This window comes from Providencia manganoxydans (assembly GCF_016618195.1).
Taxonomy (GTDB): Bacteria; Pseudomonadota; Gammaproteobacteria; order Enterobacterales; family Enterobacteriaceae; genus Providencia; species Providencia manganoxydans.
This window is the reverse complement of the sequence record NZ_CP067099.1, coordinates 1,509,339-1,524,207: the sequence shown is the minus strand read 5'-3', so window position 1 is coordinate 1,524,207 and position 14,869 is coordinate 1,509,339. Positions and strand designations below refer to the sequence as shown.

Annotated in this window: 13 protein-coding genes; 3 read left to right on the top strand and 10 right to left on the bottom strand. The window is 41.2% G+C overall.

Going from position 1 to position 14,869, the window contains the following annotated elements; genetic code table 11:
- Window positions 1-606: 606 nt before the first annotated feature.
- The 5 genes from lysS to xerD form a co-directional block, all read right to left on the bottom strand.
- Window positions 607-2,127 carry a lysine--tRNA ligase gene (gene lysS, locus JI723_RS06590; protein ID WP_070925313.1) on the bottom strand — a complete coding sequence of 507 codons (1,521 nt, stop codon included), beginning with the start codon at window positions 2,125-2,127 and terminating at the stop codon, window positions 607-609.
- 7 nt (window positions 2,128-2,134) lie between these two features.
- Window positions 2,135-3,236 (bottom strand): peptide chain release factor 2 gene (gene prfB / locus JI723_RS06585; protein ID WP_139158610.1). Its coding sequence is split into 2 segments (ribosomal slippage): window positions 2,135-3,157 and window positions 3,159-3,236, totalling 1,101 coding nucleotides; the frame shifts between segments, so codons are not numbered across the junction.
- Between the two features lie 136 nt (window positions 3,237-3,372).
- Window positions 3,373-5,106 carry a single-stranded-DNA-specific exonuclease RecJ gene (gene recJ, locus JI723_RS06580; protein WP_140186089.1) on the bottom strand — a complete coding sequence of 578 codons (1,734 nt, stop codon included), beginning with the start codon at window positions 5,104-5,106 and terminating at the stop codon, window positions 3,373-3,375.
- Window positions 5,107-5,115: 9 nt separating this feature from the next.
- Window positions 5,116-5,817 (bottom strand): bifunctional protein-disulfide isomerase/oxidoreductase DsbC, encoded by a 702-nt coding sequence (gene dsbC / locus JI723_RS06575; protein ID WP_070925311.1) that lies wholly within the window; start codon window positions 5,815-5,817, stop codon window positions 5,116-5,118.
- A gap of 20 nt (window positions 5,818-5,837) precedes the next feature.
- Complete coding sequence (gene xerD, locus JI723_RS06570) at window positions 5,838-6,740, bottom strand: site-specific tyrosine recombinase XerD (protein WP_272580120.1); 903 nt, start codon at window positions 6,738-6,740, stop codon at window positions 5,838-5,840.
- Between the two features lie 101 nt (window positions 6,741-6,841).
- Between xerD and fldB the strand changes: the two genes are divergently transcribed.
- On the top strand, window positions 6,842-7,360 hold the full coding sequence (fldB, locus tag JI723_RS06565) for a flavodoxin FldB (protein WP_070925309.1): 519 nt from the start codon (window positions 6,842-6,844) through the stop codon (window positions 7,358-7,360).
- Between the two features lie 37 nt (window positions 7,361-7,397).
- On the opposite strand, the gene JI723_RS06560 is transcribed toward fldB, so the two are convergent.
- Both JI723_RS06560 and sdhE read right to left on the bottom strand, forming a co-directional pair.
- Complete coding sequence (locus JI723_RS06560; protein WP_070925308.1) at window positions 7,398-7,808, bottom strand: protein YgfX; 411 nt, start codon at window positions 7,806-7,808, stop codon at window positions 7,398-7,400.
- Window positions 7,789-8,055, bottom strand: coding sequence for an FAD assembly factor SdhE (gene sdhE / locus JI723_RS06555; protein ID WP_070925307.1), 267 nt, complete (start codon window positions 8,053-8,055; stop codon window positions 7,789-7,791). Before sdhE ends, JI723_RS06560 begins: the two co-directional genes overlap by 20 nt.
- Window positions 8,056-8,307: 252 nt before the next feature.
- On the opposite strand from sdhE, the gene ygfZ reads away from it, so the two are divergent.
- Both ygfZ and JI723_RS06545 read left to right on the top strand, forming a co-directional pair.
- Entirely contained in the window at window positions 8,308-9,294 is a 987-nt protein-coding gene (ygfZ, locus tag JI723_RS06550) for a tRNA-modifying protein YgfZ (protein ID WP_272580121.1), read from the top strand.
- Window positions 9,295-9,305: 11 nt separating this feature from the next.
- A complete protein-coding gene (locus JI723_RS06545; RefSeq protein WP_272580122.1) occupies window positions 9,306-9,926 on the top strand; it encodes an HD domain-containing protein in 621 nt (206 codons plus the stop codon).
- A gap of 168 nt (window positions 9,927-10,094) precedes the next feature.
- Here JI723_RS06545 and gcvP read toward each other — a convergent pair whose 3' ends face one another.
- From gcvP to gcvT, 3 genes are all read right to left on the bottom strand, one after another.
- Window positions 10,095-12,971, bottom strand: a complete 2,877-nt coding sequence (gene gcvP / locus JI723_RS06540) for an aminomethyl-transferring glycine dehydrogenase (protein WP_337979852.1) — start codon at window positions 12,969-12,971, stop codon at window positions 10,095-10,097.
- Between the two features lie 231 nt (window positions 12,972-13,202).
- Window positions 13,203-13,595, bottom strand: coding sequence for a glycine cleavage system protein GcvH (gene gcvH, locus JI723_RS06535; protein WP_070925317.1), 393 nt, complete (start codon window positions 13,593-13,595; stop codon window positions 13,203-13,205).
- Between the two features lie 58 nt (window positions 13,596-13,653).
- A complete protein-coding gene (gene gcvT / locus JI723_RS06530; RefSeq protein ID WP_070925303.1) occupies window positions 13,654-14,748 on the bottom strand; it encodes a glycine cleavage system aminomethyltransferase GcvT in 1,095 nt (364 codons plus the stop codon).
- Window positions 14,749-14,869: the final 121 nt, after the last annotated feature.

Sequence of the window (14,869 nt, the reverse complement as noted above, 5' to 3'; positions counted from 1 at the left end):
AGCTAAAACCTAGCTATTTTCTATAAGCCCCAATCTAGAAATAGAGACATCTCATAAATTTAGGTTAATTATTTTAATCTTAGCACTAAATTGGAATCCACCACACTATTTTTTCATGTAACAAAATAACTCAAAAACTCTTATTTTGAGTTTTATAAATAGCTATAGCAAAAAACTACCATCTAACAAACTTATTTGAAACTTTTATTTAATAAACAATCCATATTACGTTCAGGATAATGATAACAGGTTGATTATCCAGATAACTCAAATATTTCAGTTCAGAAATAATTTCTAACAAAAAAATAAGCTTATGTGTTTTATCTATTCATCTTGCTTCATTAGATACATTAGTGAAGATACACATTATATGTTCATATATAGCAGTTTATTTTGCCTAGTATTTTTACCTATATCGATAGATAGTTAATCATCGCTCACCTATCGTTCACTTTAGGCATTTATCCAGATAGTTTTATTTAAGTAATAATTTAACAATTACTAATTGTATTGATTTATTAATTAATCAATTTGATGGGGATCAAATAGAATAATGCCCAGTATGTTAACTGGGCATTCATTGAGAAATAATAAGTTTTAAACTTATTAAGCTTTAGATGGGCGCAATGCAGGGAATAAAATAACATCACGGATCGTATGGCTGTCAGTAAACAACATCACCATACGGTCAATCCCAATACCTAAGCCCGCTGTTGGCGGTAGGCCATGTTCTAATGCAGTAACATAATCTTCATCATAGAACATCGCTTCATCATCACCTTCATCTTTATGACGAACCTGCTCAGCGAAACGTTCTGCCTGATCTTCAGCATCATTTAACTCAGAGAAACCATTACCAATTTCACGACCACCAATGAAAAACTCGAAGCGGTCAGTAATGAATGGATTATCATCATTACGGCGTGCTAACGGAGAAACTTCAGCTGGATATTCAATAATGAAAGTTGGTTGAATTAAGTGGCTTTCGGCAACTTCTTCAAAAATTTCACATTGAACTCGACCTAATCCCCAGCTATTTTCAATTTTAATACCAAGAGATTGAGCAATCGCAACGGCTTTATCCATATCATCCAGATCCGCGACATTGGTTTCTGGGCGATATTTACAAATTGCTTCTTTCATTGTCAATTTAGTGAATGGTTTACCAAAATCAAATTCTTGCTCACCATATTTGACAACGGTAGTCCCTAAGACTTCTTGCGCTAAAGTACGGAACAGTTCTTCTGTCAAATCAATCAAATCACGGTAATCAGCATAGGCCATATAGAGTTCCATCATGGTGAACTCAGGATTATGGCGAGGTGATAAACCTTCATTACGGAAGTTACGGTTAATTTCAAACACACGCTCAAAACCACCAACAACTAAACGTTTTAGATACAGTTCAGGCGCAATACGCAGATACATATCAATATCTAGTGCATTGTGGTGTGTCACAAATGGACGTGCTGATGCACCGCCAGGGATCACCTGCATCATTGGTGTTTCAACTTCCATGAAACCTTTACCTACCATAAAATTACGTAATTCAGATAGGATTTTAGAACGCACCATAAAGGTGTGGCGTGATTCATCATTCGCGATCAAGTCAAGGTAACGCTGACGGTAACGCGTTTCTTGATCCGCTAAGCCATGAAATTTGTCAGGTAATGGGCGCAGTGCTTTTGTCAATAAACGAACTTCATGACAATGAACTGTCAGCTCACCCGTTTTGGTTTTAAATAAGCGGCCTTTAGCGCCTAGGATGTCACCTAAGTCCCACTTTTTAAATTGTTCGTTATAAATGCCTTCCGCTAAATCATCACGAGAAACATAAATTTGAATACGACCACCCATATCTTGCAAGGTTGCAAATGATGCCTTACCCATAATACGACGAGTCATCATGCGCCCTGCAATTGAAACTTCAATATTAAGATCTTCCAGCTCTTCTGCTGATTTCTCATCATATTGTGCGTGGATCTTCTCAGAAGTGATTTCACGACGGAAGTCATTTGGGAACGCGATCCCTTTTTCACGTAAAGTAACCAGTTTCTCTTTACGGGTCTTTAATTCGTTATTCAAATCGGGAGCTTGTTCTGCACCCTGTTGTTGCTGCTGAGACATTTTTTCCTCACAGGCCAGCTTTTAGACTAGCTTCAATGAATTTATCCAAATCACCATCCAGTACGGCTTGCGTGTTACGCGTTTCCACACCAGTACGTAAATCTTTAATACGCGAATCATCAAGAACATAAGAACGAATTTGACTGCCCCAGCCAATATCCGATTTGTTCTCTTCCATCGCTTGTTTATCTGCATTCTTTTTCTGCATTTCCAGTTCATAAAGCTTGGCTTTTAACTGGCGCATAGCTTGATCTTTATTTTTATGTTGCGAACGGTCATTCTGGCACTGAGTCACAATGTTAGTTGGTATATGGGTGATACGTACCGCTGACTCAGTTTTGTTTACGTGCTGACCACCAGCACCAGAGGCGCGGTAAACGTCAATCCGTAAATCCGCTGGGTTGATTTCAATATCAATATCGTCATCAACTTCAGGATATATAAAAGCAGAACTAAACGATGTATGACGACGGCCACCTGAGTCGAATGGGCTTTTACGTACTAAACGATGCACACCGGTCTCTGTTCTCAACCAACCATATGCGTAATCGCCAATAATTTTAATTGTTGCAGATTTTAAACCCGCCACATCACCGTCTGATTCTTCAATAATTTCTGTTTTGAAGCCTTTCGATTCTGCCCAACGCAGATACATACGCATTAACATACTTGCCCAGTCTTGGGCTTCAGTACCACCGGAACCAGCCTGCAAATCAATATAACAATCAGCACTGTCGTATTCACCTGAAAACATCCGACGAAACTCTAATTGTTCTAATTTCAGTTGTAGCTGTTCTAACTCTTCGCCCGCTTCATTAAAGGTGTCTTCATCATCTGCTTCAACAGCGAGTTCAAGTAAACCTTCAACATCCTCAATGCCTTGAGTTAGCTGATCAATGGTATCGACGATCGCCTCAAGTGAGGAACGTTCTTTACCTAAGGCTTGCGCTCTTTCAGGTTCGTTCCAAACATCAGGTTGTTCTAGCTCCGCGTTAACTTCTTCTAAGCGCTCTTTCTTGGCATCATAGTCAAAGATACCCCCTAAGAACCACCGTCCGGTCAGACAAGTCCTGAATCTTACTTTTTACTGGGTTAATTTCAAACGTCATTTTTCAATGTCTTATGTTGGGTCATTTAATAGAATGAATTCTTCACAAACTGTCAATTATATCGGAATTCCCCCGCAATTTATAGCGCCATAAAAACCTAATAGCGGAATAAATCATAGTCAGTAAACAAGGAGAATTATTCAGGCCAAATATGTTCCACCATCAATTGAACACTCTTTTGACCTCTAAACTCATTAACATCCAATTTAAAGGCTATTTTAGCGCGTTTAACACTGTTATCCGGCCAACGGCGCACATCGATATTAAACATGATGGCATCCAACATTGGCCCTCCATTTACAGGCTCTAATATTAGTTTAAGGTGACGTTCACCGACTAAACGTTGCTGTAGCAATTGGAAGTGACCATCAAATACTGGCTCAGGGAATGATTGTCCCCACGGACCACTTTCACGCAGAAGCTCGGCGGTTTCTAAGGTGAACTCACTGCGTGCTAATTCACCATCACTCCACACTATTCCTGCTAATTGCTCAGGTTGAATTAATTCACCCATCAATAATTCAAAATGATGTTTAAACAACTCAAACTTTGTTTCTTCAAGGCTTAAACCTGCCGCCATGGCATGGCCACCAAACTTTTGCATCAACCCCGGCTGTAGCGTGTTCAAGCGCTCTAAAGCATCACGCATATGCACACCTTGGACTGAGCGCCCAGATCCTTTTAACGTTCCATCACCCGCTGGTGCAAAAGCAATCACAGGCCGATGGTATTGCTCTTTGATCCTCGACGCTAAGATACCAACAACCCCTTGATGCCATTCAGGGTGATAAATCGCTAACCCATTCGGTAATTGGCTATCGCCATACTCGATTTGGTTAAACAAAACTGAGGCTTCTTGCTGCATACCCGCTTCGATTTCTCGCCGTGCTTGGTTTAAACCATCCAATTCATTAGCCAGCTCTCGTGCATAAGCCATATCATCAGTCAGTAATAACTCAATACTCACTGACATATCATCCAAACGACCCGCCGCATTCAAACGAGGCCCCAAGGCAAAACCAAAGTCATTAGCTACTAAACGAGAGCATTCACGTTTTGAAACCTCAATTAATGCTTTGATCCCCGCACAGCAACGACCTGCTCTTACTCGATTTAGCCCTTGATGCACTAAAATTCGGTTATTGGTATCCAGTGGAACCACATCCGCAACGGTACCTAATGCAACAAGATCCAGATATTCAGCTAAATTGGGTTCACTAAGCCCTTGCTGGGCAAACCAGCCTTCTTGGCGAAGTTTGGCTCGTAATGCCGACATCAAATAGAATGTAACACCGACGCCTGCAAGCGACTTTGAAGCAAACTGGCAACCGACTAAATTAGGGTTAATAATGGCATCTGCGTTAGGTAATAGTTCTCCCGGTAAATGGTGGTCAGTCACAATAACTTTAATACCAAGACGATGCGCTTCCTCAACCCCTTCATGGGATGAGATACCATTATCCACCGTGACAATAAGATCTGTGCCTCGTTTATAGGCTTCTTCTACCACCAATGGCGTTAACCCATAACCATTTTCAAAACGGTTAGGAACGATATAATTTAAGTTTACATACCCCATTTTGGTGAGTGCTCGGATAGCTAATGCGGTACTGGTTGCACCATCAGCATCAAAGTCACCCACGATGGTGATACGTCCTTGGTTTTCTAATGTGCTATACAGTAATGATAGCGCACTCTCTACCCCTGATAATGCACGATAATCTAATAAATTAGAGGCTTTACGCTCTAACTGTGCAAGATCAGTAATGCCTCGATGAGCGTATACACGTTGGAGGATCTCGGGGAAGCCTGACAGTGCTTTGATATCATCGGTTAATGTGCGCTGACGCAAAAAGGTTTCTACATTCACAGTAATTAACTATTTTTGTTCAAGTATCTTTAAAAGATCATCAGGTGCTAAATAGCCTGATAGTAGCTGCCCATCGGGTAATACGATTGCGGGTGTTCCTGTCATTTTAAATTGACGGCCTAAATTAACGTGTTTACTTAGATCAATTTTACAGTCATCAATCATAGCAATTTCATCACCTTTAAATGCTTTAGTGAGCGCATTTTGTGGTAAAGCATTACACCAAATAGAAGCCATCTGTTTTGCTGATTGGTGATTTAACCCCTGACGAGGGTATGCAAGATAACGTACGGTAATCCCTTTTTCATTTAACTCACCAACGGATTCATGCAGTTTTTTACAGTAACCACAGGTAATATCAGTAAAGACTGTCACTACATACTTTTCTTTTGGCGCTTTAAAAATAATCATTTGATCTTTTAGCGCTTCAATTTTTTTCATCAATGATTGATTGGAAATATTCGCAGGTACCTGACCACTAAGATCATAAATAGGGCCTTGTACCAAGTATTTACCATCATCAGTTACATAAATAATGCCATCTGATGTATCAACAGTATTCAGACCCACAATCGGTGATGGTTTAATCGACTCCACCACTAAATTATATTTAGCGAGTTTTTCTTCGATAATTTTATCATCAGTGGCCGCATGGGCTGACACAGAGAATGCTGCGAAACAAGCTGCCCATAATAATAATTTACGTTTCATAATTATCCTTATCATGCACATCACCCCCTAGGATGATGCTGCTCATGTAACATGCGCAAACGTTCAGTTGCGACATGCGTATAAATCTGGGTAGTTGAAAGATCACTATGACCTAACAACATCTGTACAACGCGTAAGTCCGCTCCATGGTTCAATAGATGTGTGGCAAAAGCATGCCGCAGAACATGAGGGGAAAGCGCTTCGGAATCAATATTCGCGATCACCGCATAATGCTTAATACGGTGCCAAAAGGTCTGCCGAGTCATCTTCGTGCCACGCTTACTTGGAAACAGCACATCACTGGTTTTACTACCTAAAAGATCGGATCGCCCTTCTTGGATGTATTTTTCAATCCAATAAATAGCTTCTTCCCCTAATGGGATCAATCTTTCTTTATCACCTTTACCCACAACACGGATCACCCCTTGGCGTAAACTGATATCAGAAAAGGTTAAGCCCACCAGCTCTGATACACGCAAGCCACAAGCATACAAAACTTCCAACATGGCTTTATCACGTAGCTCCAAAGGATCTTCCGTTGCGGGTGCATTAAGTAGATCATCGACCTGTTGTTCACTTAAATCTTTTGGTAGCCGCTGAGGTATTTTAGGTGCAGCAATCACAGCTGAAGGGTCATCTAAGCGTATTTTTTCACGATAAAAATACTGAAATAGCCGGCGCATCGCACTCAATAACCGCGCCGAACTGGCTGCTTTATAACCACCATCAATTCGTTCAGCTAAAAAGGATTGTAAATCTATTGATTGAACATTTTCTAAATTTAATTTATTTGCTTCTAACCATTTATCTAATAATTGTAAATCTAAACGGTAAGATGCCAATGTATTTTCAGCAAGATCTTGCTCTAACCAAATAGTATCAAGAAATTGTTCAATCAATGGATTAAGTTGTTTTGTTTCCACGTGCCCTATCTTCCTCTTCGCGATCACACAATCATTATGCCTGAATTCGCTTCATTCTGTTACAATACCTCTCTACTGCAATGAAAACTAGTTACATTAACATGAAAATAGGTCTCTTTTACGGTTCTAGCACTTGTTATACCGAAATCGTCGCAGAGAAAATACGCGATATCCTTGGTGATAACTTAGTCACATTACATAATGTTAACGATACACCACCTGAGCTAATGGAACAGTATGACGTTCTCATTTTGGGTATCCCTACGTGGGATTTCGGTGAAATACAAGAAGACTGGCTAGCAATTTGGGACGCGCTTCCCAATCTTAAACTTAGCGGCAAAATTGTTGCTATGTACGGCATGGGTGATCAGATTGACTACAGTGAGTGGTTCCTTGATGCACTAGGGATGCTTTACCATCAATTGAAGCCTACTGGTGTCAAATTTATTGGTTTTTGGCCACTAGAAGGCTATGAGTTTGAAAGCCCTAAACCACTGACGGAAGATGGCAGCCAGTTTGTCGGCTTAGCACTCGATGATGTCAATCAATTTGATGAAACAGATGAACGTATCGCCCAATGGTGTATGCAGGTACTAACTGAGCTCGAAGAATTACTGTGATAATGGCCGAAATTTTTGCCGATTACTGCAATATGCTTTAAATATCTGGATATTGCAGTAACAGTTGGTTTAAATTACGCCAATTCTCTTCCGATAACGAATCTCTCGCCACCCATAAATGGATTGTTTGTGGCTTCCCTTGTAGCGCACTTAACGTAAGTAATGTACCAACTCGAGTACACCACGGCTGTTTGACAATACTCCACTCATTCTTTTTCCATTGTACTTTGTTACCATTAACGAGGACTGCAACCCCTTTAATTTTACTGATGTTTTTTTGGCTTTTTGCCCAACTTGCGATCACAATCACCAGCAAGGGTAACCATACCATTGAGTTACCCGGAGCCCATGGTGCAACTAATAAGATGAAGCCGACTATCCCATGAATACAGGTTGAAAAAAATTGAGTTTTCCATGAAATGGAGAGATTAGATTTCCACAGGACCACGATTTTTATTTCTTTCCTGGATCAGTTTAACCATACTAAACAGCTCTTCATCCTCTGGACGACCGTGATTCATGAGCCAATTAAATAAATCGGGATCAGCACATTCAAGTAAACGAACAAAAGTGTGTTTATCTTTGTTAGAAAGGCTATCAAACTCATACTCAAAAAATGGCATGATGGAAATATCTAACTCGCGCATTCCGCGACGACAAGCCCAATGAATTCTTGCTTTGTTCTCTATATCCATTCCACTACGGCCTTATTTTGTTGCAGTTAACTGATAAGATTGGTTATTTTTAGTACTCTAACAGATTATTACTCAAGAAAACATGATGTAGAATACAATGTTACCAATTTCCATCATACTATCGCGTTTTTATCCAAGAATACCGATTAAAAATATTAAATAATTGATAGTGCATCATAATAATTACTTGCAATGTTATCCAGCTATTTTACCATTAACCCCCTTCTGAAATGAAAGAATACAGGTGAAATCATGACTACTGACGTTACTCACTTACCCTCATTCCCTCTCGATTCTCAGTCTTTACCACTTATATTGATTTCACTGGAAAACTGGGGACTCGTTCATTTACATGGACTTGACGCTCAAAAATATCTACAAGGCCAAGTTACTGCTGATGTTGATGCGCTGACATCAACACAACATACTTTAACCGCACATTGCGACCCTAAAGGGAAAATGTGGAGTGATTTACGCCTATTCCATCACCTTGACGGCTTCTCTTACATAGAAAGAAGTAGCGTCATTGAAAGTCAATTGGCTGAACTGAAAAAATATGCCGTATTTTCAAAAATCACTTTTGAGCAAAAAAGCGAATTGAAATTACTCGCTGTGGCAGGAAAAGGTGCCCGCGAAACGTTATCAACACTCTTTAGCACACTCCCAGATGATGAGAGCCAAGTGGTTGTTGATGGTAATTCTACCCTATTACATTTCTCTTTGCCGAATGAGCGCTTCTTGATCGTTACAGATGAAGCTACTGCACAAAAATTAGCAGATGCTATCAAAACCACAACGGATGATCAGCAATGGCTCTCACTCGAAATCGAAGCGGGTTATGCGGTTATCGATCAGGAAAGTAGTGCCCAACACTTACCACAAGCAACTAACTTACAAGCTCTACCTTATGGGATCAGCTTTAAAAAAGGCTGCTATACAGGGCAAGAAATGGTTGCTAGGGCTAAATTCCGCGGTGCGAATAAACGTGCTATGTATTGGCTAAAAGGTACAGCAGAGTCGGTACCTGCGGTTGGCGATGGTGTAGAATGGCAGCTTGGCGACAAATGGCGTCGCACAGGTAACGTACTTGCAGCCGTTAAATTAGCCAATGGTGAAATTAATATTCAAATCATTATGAATAATGATATGGAAGCAGACAGCGTATATCGCGTTACGGGTGATGAACAAAGCCATCTAACCATTCAACCGTTGCCCTACTCTTTGGAAGAAGAAAAATAATTGAGGTTTTTATGTCATCTGTAAATGGTAATAAGCCAGTTGAAGTCATGAATTTTGGCGGGTTTACCGAAGTTGTTCAGTTTTTAATGGAATTAGATAAACTAAAAAGTGTTTATCGCAAAAATAAGCTGTTGAACAACGAAAGACAAGAAAATACGGCTGAGCACAGCTGGCAATTCGCAATGGCAGCCATGAGCTTTGCCCCTTATGTTAAAGGTGTAAATGTCGACCATGCCATCAAACTAGCCCTAGTACATGACATTGTTGAAATCGATGCAGGTGATGTGTTGGTTTATGACATTGCTGCACGTGATGCTATCCGTGAACAAGAAATTAAAGCCGCTGTGCGTATTTTTGGCTTACTGCCTTCCCCACAAAACGAACAATTTTTAGCCTTATGGAATGAGTATGATGCCGCTGAAACATTAGATGCAAAATTTGCTAATGTGATCGATAGAACCATTCCAATGCTATTGAATTTACACAATCAAGGCCAAAGTTGGGTAGAAAATAATATTCGTTTAGAGCAAGTTATTGCTCGAAATGAATTTATTGAGGAAGTTTTCCCTGAGTTTTGGGAACAGCTATTGCCACAATTAGAAGCCGCTCAACAAAAAGGCTGGTTGTTGTAAGAAGTTTCAGTATTTTTGTCAGCCACCCGATGAAATCATCGGGTGTTTTGCCTAAAAATACGACAAAGTTATTTTAAAGAATAATTTTCTGAGCGTTAAAAAACAAAGCTCCCCGATAACATCGCTATCGGGGAGCTAACTTACCACATTGATTTAAATCAGTATCAATTAAACATAGTCTTCAATTGGTACGCAGGAACAATGCAGATGGCGGTCGCCATACACATCATCCAAGCGTTTTACTGCTGGCCAATATTTATTCGCTTTAGTCGCTTCTGTAGGGAATACCGCAAGTTCACGGCTATATGCATGATCCCATTCCCCTGCAAGCTCAGTTTGCACATGAGGTGAATTAACCAAAGGGTTGTCCTCAAGTGTCCATTCACCTTTAACAACCCTATCTATTTCACTACGAATAGAGAGCATTGCATCAATGAAACGATCAATTTCAACTAGACTTTCGGACTCTGTAGGTTCAATCATTAATGTTCCAGCAACAGGGAATGACATGGTTGGTGCATGGAAACCATAATCAATCAACCGTTTCGCAATATCCAGTTCACTGATACCTGTGTCTTTCTTGATTGGACGTAAATCAACAATACATTCATGAGCGACATAGCCATCACGACCAGTATACAAAATGTCATAGTGACCTTGCAGACGCTTAGCAATATAGTTCGCATTTAAAATCGCCACTTGGCTAGCTCTTCTTAAACCATACGAGCCCATCATGCGAATATACATCCAGCTAATTGGCAGGATTGATGCGCTACCAAATGGTGCGGCTGAAACAGCACCTTGGTCTGTCACCATCTCTTGCTCAACGACTGAGTGCCCCGGAACAAATGGTGCTAAATGTTTTTTAACACCAATTGGTCCCATACCCGGACCGCCACCGCCATGTGGAATACAGAAAGTTTTATGTAAGTTTAAGTGGGAAACATCTGCACCAATATAGCCAGGTGTCGTCAAGCCCACTTGTGCGTTCATATTAGCGCCATCAAGATACACTTGGCCGCCAAACTGATGGATGATTTCACAAACTTCTTTGATGCTTTCTTCATACACACCATGAGTTGATGGATAAGTTACCATCACACAAGAAAGATCGGCGCTGTGTTTCTCCGCTTGTTGACGTAGATCAGCAAGGTCAATGTTACCTTCGTCATCACAACGTACCACAACCACTTCCATACCTGCCATATGAGCTGATGCAGGGTTGGTACCATGTGCTGATGCGGGGATCAGACAAATATTACGATGCCCTTCATTACGGCTTTCATGGTAACGGCGGATCGCTAATAATCCAGCATACTCCCCTTGAGCACCTGAGTTAGGTTGCATGCACACCGCATCATAGCCAGTGAGTTGCACTAACCAGTGGGATAGCTGCTCGATCATTTGATGATAGCCTTGAGCTTGCTCTGGTGGGCAAAACGGATGCATTTCGCCAAACTCAGGCCAAGTAATAGGTAACATTTCTGCTGCGGCATTCAACTTCATCGTACATGAGCCTAACGGGATCATAGCTTGGTTCAATGCCAAATCTTTGCGCTCTAAACTATGCATATAGCGCATCATTTCGGTTTCACTGTGATAACGATTAAAGTTTGGATGAGATAAAATAGCATCATTACGCTTCATCGCCGGTGAAATCGCTTGTTCCTGAGCAGCAACCTGTTTATCCAGTTTTTCAAAATCTAATTTTTGCTCGCTACCTGTGATCACAGCAAATAAATCATTTAAATCTTGGCGAATGGTTGTTTCATTAAATGTAACGCCAACCGCACCATGAACATCTGTTCGAAGATTGACTTGCGCTTTTTCTGCACGAGCCAATACCGCTGCTTTATCAGCAACTTCGATGGTTAAAGTATCAAACCAACTATTGTGGCGCAGGGTTAACCCTGCTTCTTGTATCGCTTGAGCAAAAATCGATGTAAAACGATGAATGCGCTCAGCAATCAATCTTAAACCTTGCGGGCCATGATAAACGGCATACATTGCAGCAATATTGGCAAGTAATACTTGCGATGTACAAATATTGGAGTTGGCTTTTTCACGGCGAATATGCTGTTCGCGGGTTTGCATTGCCATCCGAAACGCAGTATGTCCTGCCGCATCACGTGATACACCAATAATACGTCCCGGCATCGCGCGTTTAAATTCATCACGACAAGCAAAAAATGCCGCGTGTGGGCCACCATAGCCCATTGGCACGCCAAAGCGTTGCGCAGAACCGAAAACAATATCAGCTCCCTGTTTACCCGGAGCTGTTAGCAACACCAGTGCCATCATCTCTGCGGCAACACAACTCACGATTTTGCGTTCTTTTAGCTTAGCAAACAGCTCAGTGTAATCGTGTACTTCACCTGTCGTGCCAACTTGTTGTAATAACGCACCAAAAATACCTTCATGATCCAGTACTTTTTCTGCTTTATCGACAATCACTTCAAAACCAAATGTACCAGCGCGAGTACGAACAACATCAAGTGTTTGTGGGTGGATATCATCGGCAACAAAGAAACGTTCAGCATATTTAAGCTTACTAATACGTTTTGCCATCGCCATCGCTTCTGCCGCCGCAGTGGCTTCATCCAACAATGATGCTGAAGCTAATTCTAAGCCAGTCAAATCAATGGTCACTTGCTGGAAATTTAACAGCGATTCTAAACGTCCTTGGGATACTTCAGGCTGATAAGGGGTATAAGCGGTATACCAACCTGGATTTTCAAGTAGATTACGTAAAATCACTGGCGGTAATATTGATGGGGCATATCCCATACCAATATAGCTTTTATACCTTTTATTTAAACTCGCAATCGTTTTAAGTTCTGCAAGCGCTTCTTGTTCTGTCGCACCGCTCCCCACTCTTGGTGGTTCAGCAAGTAAAATCGCTTTCGGTACAATATTGCCCGTCAGAGCATCAAGAGATGCCGAACCAACTGTGTCCAACATGGTTTTAACTTGTTCTTCTGATGAACCAATGTGGCGTTGAATAAATTCTGAACGGTTTTCTAATTGACTCAGAGACATCGTCATATCTGTATTCCCATTCCTATATCTGCTGCAAAAAGGGTAAGCTTATACTCTAAATAGTTCGAGCTGTAGCTAAGCGACAAAACGAATGAGTCGCTAGAAGCATAGAAAATAGAGCGACCCCATACAAAAAGAGTCTCATCCCCCTATCTTCAAAAAGCGCTGCAACTTGAAATATGGCCGGTATAAAAGAAAAGCGCCCCATAATGTCTTCATTACGGGGCGCTTAACGGTTTATTCTTCTTCCGCAAGTAATGCTGAGTAAGCATCAGCGTCTAACAGGTCTGTCAACTCTGATTCATCAGAGATTTTAATTTTGAAGATCCAGCCTTCTTGATAAGGTTGCTCGTTGACTAATTCAGGCGAATCATTCAGCGCCTCATTGACTTCAACAATTTCCCCCGTCAGTGGTACATAAATATCAGAAGCGGCTTTTACGGATTCAACCACCGCACAATCACTGCCAATATCCACCGCACTACCCACTTCGGGTAGATCGACGAAAACCATATCGCCTAATAGCTCTTGGGCATGTTCAGTAATACCTACGGTATATACCCCATCACCTTCATGACGTACCCACTCATGTTCACGGGTATATTTCAGCTCAGCAGGAACATTACTCATCATTAACCTCACTCTTATGTTCGAATTTTTAACGTCAAATATTAATCAATAGCGACAACTAAACGAGGGCTTTCCCTTCTCGTACAAATCCCGGTTTTACGACCTGAACTGGCATCTCTCGATTACGAATTTCAACAATCGCACTGTCTTGTATTTCTTTTGGCACACGCGCCAAAGCAATACTAAATCCAAGTGTCGGAGAGAAAGAACCGCTAGTAATCACGCCCTCTTGTAACTTACCTAAGTCATCAGTAAAGCGCACTGTTTGCCCTGCACGTAAAATGCCTTTTTCATGCATAACGATACCGACCAATTTTTCAGTGCCTTGCTCTTTTAATTTTTCTAATGCTTCACGACCAATAAATTGGCGTTCTTCAGGCTTCCAAGCAATCGTCCATCCCATATTAGCGGCTAATGGAGAAATAGTTTCATCCATATCTTGTCCATAGAGATTCATACCAGCCTCAAGGCGTAGCGTATCTCTTGCACCTAAACCGGCTGGATGGACACCTGCTTTAATCAGTTGACGCCAAAAATCGACGACTTGCTGTTTAGGAAGCGCAATTTCATACCCTTTTTCACCGGTATAACCTGTTGTGGCTATGAATAAGTCGCCAGCTTGCACACCGTAAAAAGGTTTCATATCAGCAATCAGTGCACACTGAGACTCGGATAGTAAAGAATGGACTTTTTGTTGTGCAGTAGGGCCTTGAACGGCCAGTAGAGCGAGGTCATCACGCACTTCAATAGAAACGACGTAGGATTTTACGTGCTGTTCAATCCATGCGATATCTTTATCGCGCGTTGCGGAGTTCACCACTAGACGATAAAAATGGTCATCTAGGTAATAAACAATCAGATCATCAATCACGCCTCCAGAGGCGTTTAGCATCCCCGTATAAAGTGCTTTACCTTTCTCTGTCAACTTGGCGATGTCATTTGCTAACAAATAGCGAAGAAAGTCACGACAACCTTCGCCATGTAAATCGACTATGGTCATATGGGAAACATCAAACATCCCAGCATCGGTTCTGACGATATTATGTTCATTGATCTGTGAACCGTAATGCAGTGGCATCATCCAACCATGAAAGTCCACCATTTTTGCACCACAAGCTATATGCTCATCATATAACGGGGTTTGCTTTGCCATGAATACCCTCTTTACATTTTTGAATATGATAGGGTGAGCGCTACCATTCTGTGCAGTAAAGAGGATCATCACTACACAGCCAGTCACGCTACGCAAACGATAACATCTTATTAAAAACTAC

Excerpts from the sequence above, each read along its gene's own strand:
- lysS (WP_070925313.1), bottom strand. The coding sequence starts at position 2,127 with ATGTCTCAGCAGCAACAACAGGGTGCAGAACAAGCTCCCGATTTGAAT.
- gcvH (WP_070925317.1), bottom strand. The coding sequence starts at position 13,595 with ATGAGTAATGTTCCTGCTGAGCTGAAATATACCCGTGAACATGAGTGG.
- ygfZ (WP_272580121.1), top strand. The coding sequence starts at position 8,308 with ATGACTACTGACGTTACTCACTTACCCTCATTCCCTCTCGATTCTCAG.
- dsbC (WP_070925311.1), bottom strand. The coding sequence starts at position 5,817 with ATGAAACGTAAATTATTATTATGGGCAGCTTGTTTCGCAGCATTCTCT.
- JI723_RS06545 (WP_272580122.1), top strand. The coding sequence starts at position 9,306 with ATGTCATCTGTAAATGGTAATAAGCCAGTTGAAGTCATGAATTTTGGC.
- gcvT (WP_070925303.1), bottom strand. The coding sequence starts at position 14,748 with ATGGCAAAGCAAACCCCGTTATATGATGAGCATATAGCTTGTGGTGCA.
- sdhE (WP_070925307.1), bottom strand. The coding sequence starts at position 8,055 with ATGGATATAGAGAACAAAGCAAGAATTCATTGGGCTTGTCGTCGCGGA.
- fldB (WP_070925309.1), top strand. The coding sequence starts at position 6,842 with ATGAAAATAGGTCTCTTTTACGGTTCTAGCACTTGTTATACCGAAATC.
- gcvP (WP_337979852.1), bottom strand. The coding sequence starts at position 12,971 with ATGACGATGTCTCTGAGTCAATTAGAAAACCGTTCAGAATTTATTCAA.